Below are 17734 nucleotides of genomic sequence, written 5' to 3'. Positions count from 1 at the left end.
TCCGCAGAGGCCGTCAGGGTTACAGAGCTTTCAGGATTGCATCCACGCTGGCTTTGGCGTCACCAAACAGCATGTGGGTGTTTTCCTTGAAGAACAGCGGGTTTTGCACACCAGCATAGCCAGTGTTCATCGAACGTTTAAAGACAATCACGTTCTGCGCTTTCCACACTTCCAGCACAGGCATACCAGCAATCGGACTCTTCGGATCATCCTGCGCCGCCGGGTTAACCGTATCGTTAGCACCAATCACCAGTACGGTATCGGTATCAGCAAAGTCATCGTTGATCTCGTCCATTTCCAGCACGATGTCATACGGTACTTTTGCTTCAGCCAGCAATACGTTCATATGTCCAGGCAAACGCCCCGCAACCGGGTGGATACCGAAACGCACGTTGATACCACGAGCGCGCAGTTTCTCGGTAATTTCAGCGACAGGATATTGCGCCTGCGCGACTGCCATGCCGTACCCCGGAGTAATGATCACTGAATGGGAGTTTTTCAGCAGTTCCGCTGTCTCTTCTGCGGTGATTTCGCGGTGCTCGCCCACTTCCTGATCATCGCCAGTAGAAGAGCCGTCGGTGCCGAAACCACCCGCAATAACGCTGATAAAAGAACGGTTCATCGCCTTACACATAATGTAAGAAAGGATAGCCCCCGAAGAACCGACCAGCGCACCGGTCACAATCAGCAGGTCGTTGCTGAGCATAAAGCCCGCAGCCGCAGCCGCCCAGCCGGAGTACGAGTTCAGCATCGACACCACCACTGGCATATCTGCACCACCGATGGAGGCGACTAAATGCCAGCCGAATACCAACGCAATGGCGGTCATTATCAGCAATGCCAGCACTTGCAGGCCGACGCTGTCCGTGCGAACAAATACAATCAGCAGCAGGAAGGAAACGACCAGAGCTGCCAGGTTCATTTTGTGACGGTTTGGCAGCATCAACGGTTTAGACGAAATTTTGCCACACAGTTTGCCGAACGCCACCACCGAACCCGTGAACGTTACCGCCCCGATGAAGATACCGAGGAACACTTCCGTTAGGTGAATATTGACCAGAATCGGTGCCATTCCCGCGTCATGATGCAGATAGCTGTTAAAGCCAACCAGCACTGCCGCCAGACCCACGAAGCTATGCAGGATCGCCACCAGTTCTGGCATTTCGGTCATTTCAACTTTCTTCGCCAGCCGGATACCAATTGCCCCACCAATGACCATCGCCAGCAAGATCCAGCCAACATTACCCGTATCCGGTCCAAAAATGGTTGCGATTAACGCAATCGCCATCCCGGCGATACCGAAGTTGTTACCCTGGCGAGACGTTTCATGTTTCGAAAGACCGGCCAGACTGAAGATAAACAGGATCGCGGCAACAATGTATGCAGCTGTAACTAATCCTCCAGACATATGTTACCCCTTAATTTTTGCGGAACATTTTCAGCATGCGCTGAGTCACGGTGAAGCCACCGAAAATATTAATGCTGGCTATAAGCACCGCGATAAAACTAAGGAAGCTAACCCAGCCGCCCTGGCCAATCTGCAACAGTGCTCCGACAACAATAATCCCTGAAATCGCGTTGGTGACCGACATCAACGGTGTATGCAGCGCGTGCGATACATTCCACACCACGTAATAACCGACAACACAGGCCAGCGCAAAAACGGTGAAGTGCCCAAGAAACTCTTTCGGCGCAACGCTTGCCAACCAGCCGAAAAGGATGATTGCCAGCGCCATCAACGCGTATTTACGCCACGGTGAGCAGGCACATTTTTCCTCAGTTTTCACTTCCGGTGCCGCTTTTTGTGCCGCCTGCGGCTGAGCTGATACCTGAATCGGCGGTGCCGGCCAGGTAATTTCGCCCGCACGGATCACGGTCACGCCGCGAATCACCACATCATCAAAATCAACAGTGATGTTGCCGTCTTTCTCTTTGCACAACAGTTTCAGCAGATTAACGAGGTTAGTGCCGTAAAGCTGTGAGGATTGCGTCGGCAGACGGCTCGGAAGATCGGTATAACCAATCACTTTGACACCATTTTCCGTAGTGAAGATTTCACCCGGCACGGTGTATTCACAGTTGCCGCCGTTTTGGGCTGCCAGGTCGACAATCACACTGCCCGCCTTCATGGAGTCAACCATTTCACGGGTAATTAGCTTCGGCGCTGGTTTGCCTGGAATAAGCGCGGTGGTGACAATGATATCGACCTCTTTTGCCTGGGCGGCAAAGAGTTCCATTTCCGCTTTGATGAACGCGTCCGACATCACTTTGGCATAGCCATCGCCGCTGCCCGCTTCCTCTTTAAAATCCAGCTCGAGGAATTCCGCGCCCATACTTTGAACTTGTTCTTTCACTTCCGGGCGGGTGTCGAATGCACGCACAATCGCGCCGAGACTGTTTGCTGCGCCAATGGCGGCCAGACCTGCAACACCCGCACCAATCACCATCACTTTTGCCGGTGGCACTTTCCCGGCCGCAGTAATTTGCCCGGTAAAGAAGCGCCCAAATTCATGTGCCGCTTCAACAATGGCGCGATAACCGGCGATGTTCGCCATCGAGCTTAGTGCGTCCAGCGATTGTGCGCGTGAGATACGCGGCACAGAGTCCATCGCCATCACGGTCACGTTACGTTCCGCAAGTTTTTGCATTAATTCAGGATTCTGCGCAGGCCAGATAAAACTCACCAGCGTTGTCCCAGGATTCAGTAACGCAATTTCATCATCTAACGGCGCATTGACCTTCAGAATGATCTCTGACTGCCAGACGCTATTCCCTTCTACAATTTCAGCGCCCGCTTGCACAAACGCTTTATCGTCAAAACTTGCCAGTTGACCCGCGCCGCTCTCTACCGCGACGGTAAAACCCAGTTTCAGCAGCTGTTCCACTGTTTTTGGCGTTGCTGCAACACGGGTTTCATTGGTTAACCGTTCTCTTGGTATGCCAATTCGCATGATATTCCCTTCCATCGGTTTTATTGATGATGGTTTGCCTGTGTCAGGAGCCACACAAGCCGCTCATGTACGAGCTAAATGTTACTCCGTTAAAATAAATTAGTAACAAACGCCCTATAACGTACTGAAAATTATGCCTGTGATCTAGCGCCAAAAATCAGTATTTCGGCGTGAACTCGCAAAATATTAACGATTCAGCCGTGATAGTGGGATAAACACCTTAGAACACCGGATAAAGACTGATAATTGTCTTCGACGGTCAGGTAAAACGAGACATCGCCCCGGTACGAATCACTACTTAACATTAAATTAACTTATACAATTCAGTTGCTTCAGTAGTATTGATGCTGATACGGCTGTTTTTTAAGCATAGACGGTCATTTGAGCAGGATTAAAATTGGCTTAAGGAATGTGATATGAAAAATGACGCAGACAGTTACACCGTTTAAATGCAATAATCAGCCACGTTTCTCGTTAATAACAATACCAGTACCTGGTTTGCGCAAGGCGAAGGATTATTTTTATGAAGCTTAAGAACACCCTCCTGGCGTCGGCACTGCTTTCTGCTACGGCATTCTCCGTTAACGCAGCAACAGAACTGACACCGGAGCAAGCGGCAGCGGTTAAACCTTTTGACCGTGTAGTGGTTACCGGTCGTTTTAATGCTATTGGCGAAGCGGTGAAAGCCGTTTCTCGTCGCGCAGATAAAGAAGGTGCCGCCTCTTTTTATGTTGTCGACACTTCTGATTTTGGTAACAGCGGTAACTGGCGTGTGGTCGCTGACCTCTATAAAGCCGATGCTGAAAAAGCAGAAGAAACAAGTAATCGCGTAATTAACGGTGTTGTCGAACTGCCGAAAGATCAGGCTGTTCTGATTGAACCGTTTGACACGGTCACCGTCCAGGGCTTTTATCGTAGCCAGCCAGAAGTCAATGATGCCATCACCAAAGCAGCAAAAGCGAAAGGTGCCTACTCTTTCTACATTGTTCGTCAAATCGATGCCAACCAGGGCGGCAACCAGCGTATTACTGCATTCATCTATAAAAAAGATGCTAAGAAACGTATCGTCCAGAGCCCGGATGTGATCCCGGCAGATTCCGAAGCAGGACGTGCAGCTCTGGCTGCCGGTGGCGAAGCCGCGAAGAAAGTTGAGATCCCGGGTGTTGCGACTACCGCATCACCAAGTTCTGAAGTCGGTCGCTTCTTTGAAACCCAGTCATCAAAAGGCGGGCGTTACACCGTCACGCTCCCGGATGGCACTAAAGTCGAAGAACTGAACAAAGCGACCGCAGCGATGATGGTCCCGTTCGACAGCATCAAATTCTCTGGCAACTACGGCAACATGACTGAAGTCTCCTATCAGGTTGCGAAACGTGCCGCGAAGAAAGGTGCTAAATATTACCACATCACCCGCCAGTGGCAGGAACGTGGTAATAACCTGACCGTCAGCGCAGATCTGTATAAATAACTATTCAGTTACTCCTATAAGGCGGCTTGATGCCGCCTTTCGCATTTTTAGTCACAAATTTCCCCGCGACCATTGCATGCAGACACATCTCTTCGTAAAATCCCGCGCTTCAGTGGCAAACTCCATTTTTATGCGTTTTGCCCTAATATTTATTCTTCTTATCACGTTTTAATCACTGGATATCGATGGAAAAGAAACTGGGACTGAGCGCACTCACCGCGCTGGTATTAAGCTCAATGCTGGGCGCGGGTGTTTTCAGTCTGCCGCAAAATATGGCAGCAGTTGCCAGCCCGGCAGCACTGCTCATCGGCTGGGGCATTACTGGCGCTGGCATTTTATTGCTGGCCTTTGCCATGCTGATCCTCACGCGCATTCGTCCCGAACTTGACGGCGGTATCTTTACCTATGCCCGCGAAGGGTTTGGCGAGCTAATCGGCTTTTGTTCCGCATGGGGATACTGGCTGTGCGCGGTCATCGCCAACGTCTCCTATCTGGTGATCGTTTTTTCCGCGTTAAGCTTTTTTACGGACACGCCGGAATTGCGCCTGTTTGGCGATGGTAATACCTGGCAATCGATCGTCGGTGCATCGGCTTTATTGTGGATTGTTCACTTTTTGATCCTGCGCGGGGTGCAAACCGCTGCCAGCATTAACCTGGTGGCAACACTGGCAAAACTGTTGCCGCTGGGTCTGTTTGTTGTGTTGGCGATGATGATGTTCAAACTGGATACCTTCAAGCTCGACTTCACCGGACTTGCACTTGGCGTACCCGTTTGGGAACAGGTGAAAAACACCATGCTGATCACCCTGTGGGTTTTCATTGGTGTGGAAGGTGCCGTGGTTGTTTCTGCGCGTGCGCGTAATAAGCGTGATGTTGGCAAAGCGACACTGCTGGCGGTTCTCTCCGCTCTGGGCGTTTATTTGCTGGTAACGCTGCTTTCGCTGGGCGTGGTGGCACGTCCTGAACTGGCTGAAATTCGTAACCCGTCAATGGCCGGTCTGATGGTGGAAATGATGGGACCGTGGGGCGAAATCATCATCGCTGCCGGTTTGATCGTTTCCGTTTGCGGCGCGTACTTAAGCTGGACCATCATGGCAGCAGAAGTTCCGTTCCTTGCCGCCACTCATAAAGCATTCCCGCGCATTTTTGCGCGCCAGAACGCACAAGCTGCGCCATCCGCTTCACTGTGGCTGACCAACATCTGCGTGCAAATTTGTCTGGTGCTCATCTGGCTGACCGGTTCCGATTACAACACATTGCTGACCATCGCCTCAGAAATGATTCTGGTGCCCTATTTCCTGGTCGGCGCGTTCTTGCTGAAAATCGCAACCCGTCCACTGCATAAAGCGGTAGGTGTCGGTGCCTGCATTTATGGCTTATGGTTATTGTACGCCTCTGGTCCAATGCACTTGCTGTTATCCGTTGTTCTGTATGCGCCGGGGCTGCTGGTTTTCCTGTATGCGCGTAAAACGCATACACATGATAATGTACTGAACCGTCAGGAAATGGTGCTGATTGGCATGCTGTTAATTGCCTCAGTTCCGGCGACCTGGATGCTGGTGGGATAACGTTCATCCCATCGTTGGATAGCAAAGGAGATAACGATGGGTAAAACCCAGCCCTTGCCAATATTAATTACTGGCGGAGGTCGTCGCATCGGCCTCGCACTCGCCTGGCATTTCATTAATCAAAAGCAACCGGTGATTGTCAGCTATCGGACGCACTATCCAGCCATTGATGGACTAATTAAGGCAGGTGCGCAGTGTATTCAGGCTGATTTTTCGACCAACGACGGTGTGATGGCGTTTGCCGATGAAGTACTAAAAAGTACCCATGGTCTGCGTGCTATTTTGCATAACGCCAGCGCGTGGATGGCGGAAAAACCGGGTGCGCCACTGTCCGACGTACTGGCTTGCATGATGCAGATCCACGTTAATACCCCATACCTGCTCAACCATGCGCTAGAAAGATTACTGCGTGGGCACGGACACGCCTCCAGCGATATCATTCACTTTACCGATTATGTGGTGGAGCGCGGTAGCGACAAACATATTGCCTATGCTGCAAGCAAAGCGGCACTGGATAATATGACTCGCTCGTTTGCCCGCAAGCTGGCACCGGAAGTGAAAGTGAATTCTATTGCGCCATCGCTGATCCTGTTTAATGAACATGATGATGCCGAATATCGACAACAGGCGCTGAATAAATCACTGATGAAAACCGCGCCTGGCGAGAAAGAAGTGATCGACCTGGTCGATTACTTACTTACCAGCTGCTTTGTCACCGGACGCAGTTTCCCTCTTGATGGCGGTCGTCATCTGCGTTAATGCAGCTTTATCCAGCATATAATCAACACCCATGCGCTTATCCCCCAACACGCAACAGAACCAACAAAAGCGGCGGGCAAGCGCATCATTCCGGTGAAATACCACAGCGACGCCAGGTAAACAAAATAGGGAATAATCGACCACATGCTAAAAATGATGGTTGCGCGTAAGGCTTCAATGCCGCGTTCGCTGGCAACAATATAATGCGCGATGAGCGCAAAGGTCGGGAAAAGTGGGATCAGCCCGGCGATATAATAATTTTTCGTTTTTGCTAAAACACCAATCAACAGCACTACCAGCGCACCGAGCGCGGCTTTGATTACCAGCCCCATCTTTTTACCTTAACACTTCCATAACAAGTCATCAGTAGAATACCTGATGAAAACTTGTTTAGAAACGATTGATAGTAAGTAAAAACAGCGCGGTGTATTGTGACGTTTTTATATCTACCGTGAATAATATGAACACTATCGTATTTGTGGAAGATGATGCGGAAGTCGGTTCACTGATTGCCGCGTACCTGGCAAAACATGATATGCAGGTTACCGTAGAGCCGCGCGGCGACCAGGCCGAAGAAACTATTCTGCGAGAAAATCCGGATTTGGTGTTACTCGACATCATGCTACCAGGCAAGGACGGCATGACCATTTGTCGTGATTTACGCGCAAAGTGGTCCGGACCAATTGTTCTTCTAACCTCTCTCGATAGCGATATGAACCACATCCTGGCACTGGAAATGGGAGCCTGCGACTATATTCTCAAAACGACGCCCCCTGCTGTTTTGTTAGCGCGTTTACGTTTGCATTTGCGTCAGAATGAGCAAGCCACACTGAGCAAAGGTCTTCAGGAAACGTCTCTGACTCCCTACAAAGCCCTGCATTTCGGCACGTTGACCATCGATCCTATCAACCGCGTAGTCACCCTGGCTAACACTGAAATCTCGCTCTCGACAGCTGATTTCGAATTATTGTGGGAATTAGCTACCCATGCTGGGCAAATCATGGACCGCGATGCATTGCTGAAAAATTTACGTGGCGTCAGTTATGACGGACTGGATCGTAGCGTGGACGTGGCTATTTCGCGGTTAAGAAAAAAACTGCTCGATAACGCCGCAGAACCTTATCGCATTAAAACTGTGCGTAACAAAGGCTATCTTTTTGCGCCTCATGCATGGGAATAAGCGATGAAAAAACTGTTTATCCAGTTTTACCTGTTATTGTTTGTCTGCTTCCTTGTGATGTCTCTGCTGGTTGGGCTGGTGTACAAATTTACCGCCGAACGCGCGGGCAAACAGTCGCTGGATGATTTGATGAACAGTTCGCTGTATCTGATGCGCAGCGAATTGCGTGAGATCCCCCCACACGACTGGGGTAAGACGCTGAAAGAGATGGATTTAAATCTCTCTTTCGATCTGCGTGTCGAGCCACTGAGTAAATACCATCTTGATGATATTTCCATGCACCGACTGCGTGGCGGCGAAATTGTCGCCCTGGACGATCAGTACACGTTTTTGCAACGCATCCCGCGCAGCCACTACGTGCTGGCAGTTGGTCCTGTTCCTTATCTTTATTACCTCCATCAGATGCGATTACTGGATATCGCCCTGATCGCTTTTATTGCCATTTCCCTCGCCTTTCCGGTGTTTATCTGGATGCGTCCGCACTGGCAGGATATGTTAAAACTGGAAGCAGCGGCGCAACGATTTGGCGATGGGCATCTCAATGAGCGTATCCACTTTGATGAGGGTTCAAGCTTTGAACGACTTGGTGTCGCATTTAACCAGATGGCGGACAATATCAACGCCTTGATTGCCAGCAAAAAACAGCTTATTGACGGTATCGCTCATGAACTGCGAACACCGTTAGTGCGCCTGCGTTATCGACTGGAGATGAGCGATAACCTGAGCGCCGCCGAATCCCAGGCGTTGAATCGCGATATCAGTCAACTTGAAGCTTTAATTGAAGAGCTGCTGACTTATGCCCGACTCGATCGCCCACAAAATGAGCTTCATCTTAGCGAACCAGACCTGCCGTTGTGGCTGTCAACGCATCTGGCAGATATTCAGGCAGTAACGCCCGATAAAACGGTACGGATAAAAACGCTCGCGCAAGGCCATTATGCGGCGTTGGATATGCGCTTAATGGAGCGCGTGCTGGATAATTTGCTCAATAACGCCCTGCGCTACTGTCACTCAACGGTTGAAACCAGCCTGCTACTGTCGGGGAATAGAGCGACATTAATTGTTGAGGATGATGGCCCAGGGATTGCCCCAGAAAACCGCGAACATATCTTTGAACCTTTTGTTCGACTCGATCCCAGCCGGGATCGCTCAACCGGCGGCTGCGGGCTGGGGCTGGCAATTGTCCACTCTATAGCACTGGCAATGGGCGGTACGGTTAATTGTGACACCAGCGAACTGGGTGGTGCCCGCTTCTCGTTTAGCTGGCCGTTATGGCATAACATCCCGCAATTTACCTCTGCCTGACACTATGCGCACGGTGGTCAGGCTGTCGATACTGTGCTATAAAATAAAGTATGTTGTAACTAAAGTGGTTAATATTATGGCGCGTTACGATCTCGTAGACCGACTCAACACTACCTTTCGCCAGATGGAACAAGAACTGGCTGCATTTGCCGCTGAGCTAGAACAGCACAAATTGCTGGTTGCCCGCGTGTTCTCTTTGCCGGAGGTAAAAAAAGAGGATGAGCATAATCCGCTTAATCGTATTGAGGTAAAGCAACATCTCGGCAACGACGCGCAGTCGCTGGCGTTACGTCATTTCCGCCATTTATTTATTCAACAACAGTCCGAAAATCGCAGCAGCAAGGCCGCTGTTCGTCTACCTGGCGTGTTGTGTTACCAGGTCGATAACCTTTCGCAAGCAGCGTTGGTCAGTCATATTCAGCGCATCAATCAACTCAAGACTACGTTCGAGCATATCGTCACGGTTGAGTCAGAACTCCCCACAGCGGCGCGTTTTGAATGGGTGCATCGTCATTTGCCGGGGCTGATCACCCTTAATGCTTACCGAACGCTCACTGTTCTGCACGACCCCGCCACTTTACGTTTTGGCTGGGCCAATAAACATATCATTAAGAATTTGCATCGTGATGAAGTCCTTGCACAGCTGGAAAAAAGCCTGAAATCACCGCGCAGTGTCGCACCGTGGACGCGCGAGGAGTGGCAAAGAAAACTGGAGAGAGAGTATCAGGATATTGCTACCCTGCCACAGGACGCGAAGTTAAAAATCAAACGTCCGGTGAAGGTGCAGCCGATTGCCCGCGTCTGGTACAAGGGAGATCAAAAACAAGTACAATACGCTTGCCCTACACCGCTTATTGCGCTGATTAATCGGGATAATGGCGCGAGCGTGCCCGACGTTGGGGAGTTATTAAATTACGATGCCGACAATGTGCAACACCGTTATAAACCACAGGCGCAGCCGCTTCGTTTGATCATTCCCCGGCTGCACCTGTACGTTGCAGATTAACGCCCTGCTTTCATACTGCCGACCATCTGTTCTGGCCGTACCCAGCTGTCAAACTCGGCTTCGCTAAGATACCCCAGCGCAAGGGCCGCAGCTTTTAAGGTCAGCCCTTCTTTATGCGCTTTTTTGGCGATCTCGGCGGCTTTGTCATAACCAATGTGGGTGTTAAGCGCAGTCACCAGCATCAGCGATTCATTGAGTAATTGATTGATTCGCTCACGATTCGGTTCAATACCCACTGCGCAGTGTTTGTTAAAACTTTCCATGCCATCTGCCAGCAAGCGCACCGATTGCAGGAAATTGTGGATCACCATTGGACGGAAGACGTTCAGTTCAAAGTTACCGGAAGCGCCCCCCATGTTGATCGCCACGTCGTTCCCCATCACCTGACAGCAGAGCATGGTTAATGCCTCACACTGTGTTGGGTTCACTTTCCCCGGCATGATTGAGCTGCCCGGCTCATTTTCCGGGATTGAGATTTCACCAATTCCGCAGCGCGGGCCTGAGGCCAGCCAGCGGACATCATTGGCAATTTTCATCAGTGACGCAGCCAACCCTTTCAACGCGCCGTGCGCCTGAACCAGGGCATCACAGGTCGCCAGCGCTTCAAATTTGTTCGGCGCGGTAACAAACGGTGCACAGGTAATGACTGCCAGTTCATCTGCTACGCGACGCGCATACTCCGGATGGGTATTTAGTCCAGTACCCACCGCTGTACCGCCCAGAGCCAGTTCCGCTACGTGAGGCAGGCTGTATTCAATATGTTTGAGATTATGCTCCAGCATCGCTACCCAGCCGGAAATCTCCTGCCCCAGTGTTAGCGGCGTGGCATCCTGCAAGTGGGTTCGACCGATTTTGACGATATCGGCAAATGCGCGCGATTTTTCACTCAGCGTCTGGGTCAGGGTTTTAAGTTGTGGAATGAGTTGCTTGCGCAGCGCCAGCAGCGCCGCAACGTGCATCGCCGTCGGAAAGACATCATTGGAACTTTGGCTTTTGTTCACGTCGTCGTTAGGATGAACTTTACGCTCCATCCCGCGCACGCCGCCAAGTAATTCACTGGCCCGGTTAGCCAGCACTTCGTTCATGTTCATATTACTTTGCGTGCCGGAGCCGGTCTGCCAGATAGCCAATGGGAATTCGTCGTCATGCTGTCCTGCCAGTACTTCATCCGCCGCCTGCCGAATGGCGCTCGCTTTCTCTTCAGACAACAAGCCTAAATCTTCATTAACTTTTGCCGCTGCGCGCTTGGTTAGCGCCAGCGCATGAATCAGTGAGGTGGGCATTTTCTCCGTCGAAATGCGGAAATGCTCCAGCGAGCGTTGAGTTTGTGCGCCCCACAGCTTATCTGCCGGGACATCAATCGCCCCCATCGAATCTTTTTCGCTGCGTACTGTATTCATGGCCTGCTCCTCACCTGATTAATTTTTTCTTTCTGTTTTGCTTTCGTTAAGCAACTTTTAGCTCACTCATTATTTACTATTTGATAACAAATGTTTGGTCTTTCGTGCCATGTAAAAAAACCGCCCCGAAGGGCGGCTCTGTTTATTTCACACAGCGGGTGCACTGTGTGAGTTGTATCTGCTGGAAGAAGTCATTTCCTTTATCATCCACAAGGATAAATGCCGGGAAATCTTCCACTTCAATTTTCCAGATGGCTTCCATTCCCAGTTCCGGATATTCAACACATTCCAGGCTCTTAATACTACCCTGCGCCAATACAGCGGCCGGACCACCGATACTGCCAAGGTAGAAGCCGCCGTGTTTTTTACAGGCATCCGTCACCTGCTGGCTGCGGTTGCCTTTCGCCAGCATGATCATACTTCCGCCCTGCGCTTGCAGTTGATCGACATAAGAATCCATCCGGCCGGCGGTCGTTGGGCCAAGAGAACCGGAAGCATAACCTTCCGGCGTTTTGGCCGGACCCGCGTAGTAAATCGGATGATCTTTAATGTACTGCGGCAGCCCTTCACCGTTATCCATCCGCTCTTTCAGTTTGGCGTGAGCAATATCACGACCAACGATAATCGTGCCGTTAAGCGATAAGCGTGTAGAAACGGGATACTGCGACAACTGTGAGAGGATCTCTTTCATCGGACGGTTAAGGTCAACGCGCACCGCTTCGCCTTCTCCCGCTTTGCGCAGCTCTTCCGGGATATATTTGCCTGGATTATGTTCCAGTTTTTCGATCCAAATCCCCTGACGGTTGATCTTCGCTTTGATATTACGGTCAGCAGAGCAGGAGACGCCCATACCGACCGGGCAGGATGCGCCGTGACGTGGCAGGCGAATCACGCGGATGTCGTGAGCGAAGTATTTACCGCCAAACTGCGCACCCAGACCAAGATTTTGCGCTTCGATCAGCAATTCTTTTTCCAGTTCCACATCGCGGAACGCCTGTCCGTGCTCATTCCCTTCCGTTGGCAGTTCATCATAGTATTTAGCGGAAGCCAGTTTCACCGTTTTAAGGTTCGTTTCTGCAGAAGTTCCACCAATAACGAACGCAATATGATACGGAGGACAGGCCGCCGTACCCAGCGTGCGCATCTTCTCAACCAGGTAATTTTTCAGTTTCCCCGGCGTTAGTAACGCTTTGGTTTCCTGATAGAGATACGTCTTGTTTGCCGAACCGCCACCTTTGGCGATACAGAGGAATTTGTACTCGTCGCCATCAACGGCATAAAGATCGATCTGCGCTGGTAGATTGGTGCCAGTATTCACCTCTTTATACATATCCAGCGGCGCGTTTTGCGAGTAGCGCAGATTATCTTCGATATAAGTGTTATAGACACCGCGTGCCAGCGCCGCTTCATCACCGCCACCGGTCCATACACGCTGCCCTTTTTTACCAACAATAATCGCGGTGCCGGTATCCTGACAGGTTGGCAGAACGCCTTTCGCCGCGATGTCGGAGTTGCGCAGGAATTGCAGCGCCACATATTTATCATTTTCGCTGGCTTCTGGGTCACGCAGAATGTCGGCCACCTGTTGTTGGTGAGCCGGACGCAGCATAAATGACGCATCATGAAACGCCTGACGCGCCAACAAAGTTAACGCTTCGGGTGCGACTTTCAAAATCTCCTGCCCTTCAAATTCAGATACGCTAACGTGTTCGCTGGTTAGCAGGTAATACTCAGTATCATCTTTTTTGAGTGGAAAAGGAGCCTGATAATGAAAGGGTTTGTTTGACATTGTTCTCTCACTTACTGCCTGGTTTGGTTATGCTCTGGGCGGGTGTTCCGTTGCCCTGTTAAAAGCGAGTAACAATATCCTACACACTTTTTTAACAAAAACTGAGACTAGTACGACTTTTTGCGGCTCCAGGTTACTTCCCGTAGGATTCTTGCTTTAATAGCGGGATTAATTTCCACATTAAAACAGGGATTGATCATGCAAAAACTCATTAACTCAGTGCAAAACTATGCCTGGGGCAGCAAAACGGCGTTGACTGAACTTTATGGTATGGAAAATCCGTCCAGCCAGCCGATGGCCGAGCTGTGGATGGGCGCACATCCAAAAAGCAGTTCACGAGTGCAGAATGCCGCCGGAGATATCGTTTCACTGCGTGATGTGATTGAGAGTAATAAATCGACTCTGCTCGGAGAGGCCGTTGCCAAACGCTTTGGCGAACTGCCTTTCCTGTTCAAAGTATTATGCGCAGCACAGCCGCTCTCCATTCAGGTTCATCCAAACAAACGCAATTCTGAAATCGGTTTTGCCAAAGAAAATGCCGCAGGTATTCCGATGGATGCCGCCGAGCGTAACTATAAAGATCCTAACCACAAGCCGGAGCTGGTTTTTGCGCTGACGCCTTTCCTTGCGATGAACGCGTTTCGTGAATTTTCCGAGATTGTCTCCCTACTCCAGCCGGTCGCCGGTGCACATCCGGCGATTGCTCACTTTTTACAACAGCCTGATGCCGAACGTTTAAGCGAACTGTTCGCCAGCCTGCTGAATATGCAGGGGGAAGAAAAATCCCGCGCGCTGGCGATTTTAAAATCGGCGCTCGACAGTCAGCAGGGTGAACCGTGGCAAACGATTCGTTTAATTTCTGAATTTTACCCGGATGACAGCGGTCTGTTCTCCCCGCTGTTGCTGAATGTGGTGAAATTGAATCCTGGCGAAGCGATGTTCCTGTTCGCTGAAACGCCGCACGCTTACCTGCAAGGCGTGGCGCTGGAAGTGATGGCGAACTCCGATAATGTGCTGCGTGCGGGTCTGACGCCTAAATATATTGATATTCCGGAACTGGTTGCCAATGTGAAGTTCGAAGCCAAACCGGCTAACCAGTTGTTGACCCAGCCGGTGAAACAAGATGCAGAACTGGACTTCCCGATTCCTGTGGATGATTTTGCCTTCTCGCTGCATGACCTTAGTGATAAAGAAACCACCATTAGCCAGCAGAGTGCCGCCATTTTGTTCTGCGTCGAAGGCGATGCAACGCTGTGTAAAGGTTCTCAGCAGTTACAGCTTAAACCGGGTGAATCAGCGTTTATTGCCGCCAACGAATCACCGGTGACTGTCAAAGGCCACGGTCGTTTAGCGCGTGTTTACAACAAGCTGTAAGAGCTTACTGAAAAAATTAACATCTCTTGCTAAGCTTATTAAAGGCTTATAACACCTTCAGGCGGCCAGTCCGCCTGATTTCATTTTATGGATAATCATTATGAATAAATCGCTGGTAGCGGTAGGCGTCATTGTTGCGCTAGGCGTAGTCTGGACAGGCGGCGCATGGTATACAGGCAAGAAGATTGAAACCCATCTCGAAGACATGGTCGCGCAGGCGAACGCGCAACTCAAACTGACCGCTCCTGAATCCAACCTGGAAGTGAGTTATCAAAACTATCATCGCGGCGTATTCAGCAGTCAGCTGCAACTGTTGGTGAAACCCATTGCCGGGAAAGAAAATCCGTGGATTAAAAGCGGTCAGAGCGTCATCTTCAACGAATCGGTTGATCATGGTCCCTTCCCCCTTGCCCAGCTAAAAAAACTGAACCTGATCCCGTCGATGGCATCAATTCAAACCACGCTGGTTAATAACGAAGTTAGCAAGCCACTGTTTGATATGGCAAAAGGTGAAACGCCTTTTGAGATTAACTCCCGCATTGGTTACAGCGGAGATTCCAGTTCCGATATTTCGCTCAAGCCACTGAATTACGAGCAAAAGGATGAAAAAGTCGCCTTTAGCGGCGGCGAGTTCCAGTTAAATGCAGACAGAGACGGCAAAGCTATCTCCCTTTCCGGGGAGGCGCAAAGTGGTCGGATAGACGCAGTTAACGAATACAACCAGAAAGTGCAGTTGACCTTTAATAATCTGAAAACCGACGGTTCCAGCACGCTGGCAAGTTTTGGTGAGCGCGTAGGAAACCAAAAACTGTCACTGGAAAAAATGACCATTTCAGTGGAAGGCAAAGAACTGGCACTGCTGGAAGGCATGGAGATCAGCGGTAAATCGGATCTGGTCAATGACGGTAAAACGATCAATAGCCAACTGGATTACTCGCTAAACAGCCTGAAGGTACAGAATCAGGATCTGGGCAGTGGCAAGCTGACTCTAAAAGTCGGCCAAATTGATGGTGAAGCCTGGCATCAGTTTAGCCAGCAATATAACGCGCAAACTCAGGCGCTGCTGGCACAGCCAGAAATTGCCAACAATCCCGAACTTTATCAGGAGAAAGTGACGGAAGCCTTCTTTAGCGCCCTGCCGCTGATGTTGAAAGGCGATCCGGTGATTACTATCGCGCCGCTAAGCTGGAAAAACAGTCAGGGTGAAAGTGCGCTGAATCTGTCGCTGTTCCTGAAAGATCCGGCAACGACTAAAGAAGCGCCGCAAACGCTGGCGCAGGAAGTAGACCGCTCGGTTAAATCTCTGGATGCGAAACTGACCATTCCGGTGGATATGGCAACTGAGTTTATGACTCAGGTAGCGAAGCTGGAAGGTTATCAGGAAGATCAAGCGAAAAAACTGGCGAAACAGCAAGTTGAAGGTGCGTCAGCAATGGGGCAGATGTTCCGTCTGACCACCTTGCAGGACAATACCATCACCACCAGCCTGCAATATGCTAACGGTCAGATCACGTTAAACGGGCAGAAAATGCCACTGGAAGATTTCGTGGGGATGTTTGCGATGCCGGCATTAAACGTTCCGGCTGTACCCGCTATTCCGCAGCAGTAATTCACACCCAAAATGCCGGAGATTTTTCTCTCCGGCGTTTTTTCTTACTTCAGCATAAAGTCATACTGAATACTCATTTTCACATCCCAGTAATTCAGGTGATCGCCCAGTGTACTGCCATCGCGCTTTTCCCGCCCTTTATCGGCAGCAAGAAAGAAATTCATCCCTTGTAACGGCCCTTCGCTGACCCGATAGTTCATACCACCTAAGATACCCGCGCCTTCAATCCGCACATCTCGTTTACTGGATTCATAGCCGCGAGTCACAATCGGTGCAAATGTCAGTGTAAATTGCGGAGTTAAACGATAGTTGACGCCCAATTGCCAGGACTGCATTCCTTCACGGTTACGATCAAGACTTAATGAAAAGGGATAGCCAATGTCGGTATCCACCACGGCACCATTCATTGCATGGCGCAAATAACCACCACTGCCAAATACGCTTCCCCACGGCGCATTCCAGGTCAATTGTCCACTAACCAACGCCGTTTCATTGGGCTGGCTGGTATTACGACTTAAACCTTCGAGTTGCGCGTAAAAGCCGAGCAACTCCCCTTTCAACGTATAATTCGGGTCGAGCGATATGCTTTTCTCGAGAATACTTTGTATCTGATTGGAAACATCTTTCTGTACCGATGCCCCCAGAGAATAGCGACTGGTATCATCATGCCAACTGGCGGCTAAAAAAGAACGTGCGCGATGTTTATCGTATTTTCCCGTCTGGCTGTTATACACCCCTTCATCACGAATACCGGTTGTTGAATCGGTCCATAAAAATACTCGTGAACGCCACATTCCCCACAGATCAATATTTGGCGTTAAAGCCCAATAACCTAATGCTCCTTCAGAAACTGTCGGTAATGTACGTTGCGAACTGCCAGCCATTAACGGAATACGATAAGGTAAGCTACCATAACTATAATCCGTCCCGAAGCGACCTAATTTAAGCAGGCTATTTTCACTGGGTTTTATTTTTACTGCCCCCAGGGCAAAGCCAAAACTTTTATCACCATCAAGATACCACCGGGTACTCATATCAGCACGAGCACCTAATTTATAAACATAATACGCTCCGCCTTCAACGCCAATAATATTGGAATAATAACCACTATTGAAATCGAGCAATCCTCCCTGTACCCATGCGTAAATATCTCTTCCCGCGCCAGCACTGGGCTTATCAGCCCTGCGCAATTCGTTTTTCAGTCTGATGCGTAGTCCCGCTTCATCGTCAGCCAGTTGCGCCGCGTAAGCAGAGGTAAGGCCAGAGGCAGCCGTCAGGCAAATAACGGCCATGGCCACTATTTTTCTCATAGTTGCACCTTTGAT

14 protein-coding genes are annotated in these 17734 nt (G+C 50.2%); 8 read left to right on the top strand and 6 right to left on the bottom strand.

What is annotated here, in order from left to right; genetic code table 11:
- Positions 1 to 19: 19 nt before the first annotated feature.
- Positions 20 to 1408 carry a Re/Si-specific NAD(P)(+) transhydrogenase subunit beta gene (gene pntB / locus ACJHYR_RS00825; RefSeq protein ID WP_000014036.1) on the bottom strand — a complete coding sequence of 463 codons (1389 nt, stop codon included), beginning with the start codon at positions 1406 to 1408 and terminating at the stop codon, positions 20 to 22.
- A gap of 10 nt (positions 1409 to 1418) precedes the next feature.
- Positions 1419 to 2951, bottom strand: coding sequence for a Re/Si-specific NAD(P)(+) transhydrogenase subunit alpha (pntA, locus tag ACJHYR_RS00820; RefSeq protein WP_001520575.1), 1533 nt, complete (start codon positions 2949 to 2951; stop codon positions 1419 to 1421).
- A gap of 523 nt (positions 2952 to 3474) precedes the next feature.
- Between pntA and ydgH the strand changes: the two genes are divergently transcribed.
- The 3 genes from ydgH to folM all read left to right on the top strand — a co-directional run bounded on the left by ydgH (position 3475) and on the right by folM (position 6746).
- The gene (gene ydgH, locus ACJHYR_RS00815; RefSeq protein ID WP_000769322.1) at positions 3475 to 4419 is read left to right on the top strand and encodes a DUF1471 family protein YdgH; all 945 of its coding nucleotides are present in this window, start codon (positions 3475 to 3477) and stop codon (positions 4417 to 4419) included.
- 185 nt (positions 4420 to 4604) lie between these two features.
- Positions 4605 to 5987, top strand: a complete 1383-nt coding sequence (locus ACJHYR_RS00810) for an amino acid permease (protein ID WP_000412379.1) — start codon at positions 4605 to 4607, stop codon at positions 5985 to 5987.
- 36 nt (positions 5988 to 6023) lie between these two features.
- The gene (folM, locus tag ACJHYR_RS00805; protein ID WP_000520798.1) at positions 6024 to 6746 is read left to right on the top strand and encodes a dihydromonapterin reductase; all 723 of its coding nucleotides are present in this window, start codon (positions 6024 to 6026) and stop codon (positions 6744 to 6746) included.
- Here the strand turns inward: folM and ACJHYR_RS00800 are convergent.
- On the bottom strand, positions 6743 to 7078 hold the full coding sequence (locus ACJHYR_RS00800; protein WP_000524861.1) for a GlpM family protein: 336 nt from the start codon (positions 7076 to 7078) through the stop codon (positions 6743 to 6745). The two genes, folM and ACJHYR_RS00800, sit on opposite strands and share 4 nt — an antisense overlap.
- Positions 7079 to 7206: 128 nt before the next feature.
- Between ACJHYR_RS00800 and rstA the strand changes: the two genes are divergently transcribed.
- The 3 genes from rstA to tus all read left to right on the top strand — a co-directional run bounded on the left by rstA (position 7207) and on the right by tus (position 10237).
- Positions 7207 to 7926 carry a two-component system response regulator RstA gene (gene rstA / locus ACJHYR_RS00795; protein ID WP_001092504.1) on the top strand — a complete coding sequence of 240 codons (720 nt, stop codon included), beginning with the start codon at positions 7207 to 7209 and terminating at the stop codon, positions 7924 to 7926.
- A gap of 3 nt (positions 7927 to 7929) precedes the next feature.
- Entirely contained in the window at positions 7930 to 9231 is a 1302-nt protein-coding gene (gene rstB, locus ACJHYR_RS00790; RefSeq protein WP_000732505.1) for a two-component system sensor histidine kinase RstB, read from the top strand.
- Between the two features lie 76 nt (positions 9232 to 9307).
- A complete protein-coding gene (gene tus, locus ACJHYR_RS00785; protein ID WP_024211325.1) occupies positions 9308 to 10237 on the top strand; it encodes a DNA replication terminus site-binding protein in 930 nt (309 codons plus the stop codon).
- Here tus and fumC read toward each other — a convergent pair.
- Positions 10234 to 11637 (bottom strand): class II fumarate hydratase, encoded by a 1404-nt coding sequence (gene fumC, locus ACJHYR_RS00780; RefSeq protein WP_001099102.1) that lies wholly within the window; start codon positions 11635 to 11637, stop codon positions 10234 to 10236. The genes tus and fumC overlap by 4 nt on opposite strands.
- Before the next feature lie 142 nt (positions 11638 to 11779).
- Positions 11780 to 13426: a class I fumarate hydratase gene (gene fumB, locus ACJHYR_RS00775; protein ID WP_000066642.1), complete on the bottom strand. Its 1647-nt coding sequence runs from the start codon at positions 13424 to 13426 to the stop codon at positions 11780 to 11782.
- 198 nt (positions 13427 to 13624) lie between these two features.
- On the opposite strand from fumB, the gene manA reads away from it, so the two are divergent.
- Positions 13625 to 14800 carry a mannose-6-phosphate isomerase gene (gene manA / locus ACJHYR_RS00770; protein WP_001170694.1) on the top strand — a complete coding sequence of 392 codons (1176 nt, stop codon included), beginning with the start codon at positions 13625 to 13627 and terminating at the stop codon, positions 14798 to 14800.
- A 100-nt stretch (positions 14801 to 14900) separates the two neighbouring features.
- Positions 14901 to 16409: a YdgA family protein gene (locus tag ACJHYR_RS00765; RefSeq protein ID WP_001043337.1), complete on the top strand. Its 1509-nt coding sequence runs from the start codon at positions 14901 to 14903 to the stop codon at positions 16407 to 16409.
- 44 nt (positions 16410 to 16453) lie between these two features.
- On the opposite strand, the gene uidC is transcribed toward ACJHYR_RS00765, so the two are convergent.
- On the bottom strand, positions 16454 to 17719 hold the full coding sequence (uidC, locus tag ACJHYR_RS00760) for a glucuronide uptake porin UidC (protein WP_001590165.1): 1266 nt from the start codon (positions 17717 to 17719) through the stop codon (positions 16454 to 16456).
- Between the last annotated feature and the right edge of the window lie 15 nt (positions 17720 to 17734).

Origin of the sequence: Escherichia sp. WS1450, from assembly GCF_046487395.1 — a bacterium.
Classification (GTDB): domain Bacteria; phylum Pseudomonadota; class Gammaproteobacteria; order Enterobacterales; family Enterobacteriaceae; genus Escherichia; species Escherichia coli.
Note: the sequence above shows the minus strand (reverse complement) of the source record. Positions and strands in the feature narration are given on the sequence as shown.

Excerpts from the sequence above, each read along its gene's own strand:
- pntB (WP_000014036.1), bottom strand. The coding sequence starts at position 1,408 with ATGTCTGGAGGATTAGTTACAGCTGCATACATTGTTGCCGCGATCCTG.
- pntA (WP_001520575.1), bottom strand. The coding sequence starts at position 2,951 with ATGCGAATTGGCATACCAAGAGAACGGTTAACCAATGAAACCCGTGTT.
- ydgH (WP_000769322.1), top strand. The coding sequence starts at position 3,475 with ATGAAGCTTAAGAACACCCTCCTGGCGTCGGCACTGCTTTCTGCTACG.
- ACJHYR_RS00810 (WP_000412379.1), top strand. The coding sequence starts at position 4,605 with ATGGAAAAGAAACTGGGACTGAGCGCACTCACCGCGCTGGTATTAAGC.
- folM (WP_000520798.1), top strand. The coding sequence starts at position 6,024 with ATGGGTAAAACCCAGCCCTTGCCAATATTAATTACTGGCGGAGGTCGT.
- ACJHYR_RS00800 (WP_000524861.1), bottom strand. The coding sequence starts at position 7,078 with ATGGGGCTGGTAATCAAAGCCGCGCTCGGTGCGCTGGTAGTGCTGTTG.
- rstA (WP_001092504.1), top strand. The coding sequence starts at position 7,207 with ATGAACACTATCGTATTTGTGGAAGATGATGCGGAAGTCGGTTCACTG.
- rstB (WP_000732505.1), top strand. The coding sequence starts at position 7,930 with ATGAAAAAACTGTTTATCCAGTTTTACCTGTTATTGTTTGTCTGCTTC.
- tus (WP_024211325.1), top strand. The coding sequence starts at position 9,308 with ATGGCGCGTTACGATCTCGTAGACCGACTCAACACTACCTTTCGCCAG.
- fumC (WP_001099102.1), bottom strand. The coding sequence starts at position 11,637 with ATGAATACAGTACGCAGCGAAAAAGATTCGATGGGGGCGATTGATGTC.
- fumB (WP_000066642.1), bottom strand. The coding sequence starts at position 13,426 with ATGTCAAACAAACCCTTTCATTATCAGGCTCCTTTTCCACTCAAAAAA.
- manA (WP_001170694.1), top strand. The coding sequence starts at position 13,625 with ATGCAAAAACTCATTAACTCAGTGCAAAACTATGCCTGGGGCAGCAAA.
- ACJHYR_RS00765 (WP_001043337.1), top strand. The coding sequence starts at position 14,901 with ATGAATAAATCGCTGGTAGCGGTAGGCGTCATTGTTGCGCTAGGCGTA.
- uidC (WP_001590165.1), bottom strand. The coding sequence starts at position 17,719 with ATGAGAAAAATAGTGGCCATGGCCGTTATTTGCCTGACGGCTGCCTCT.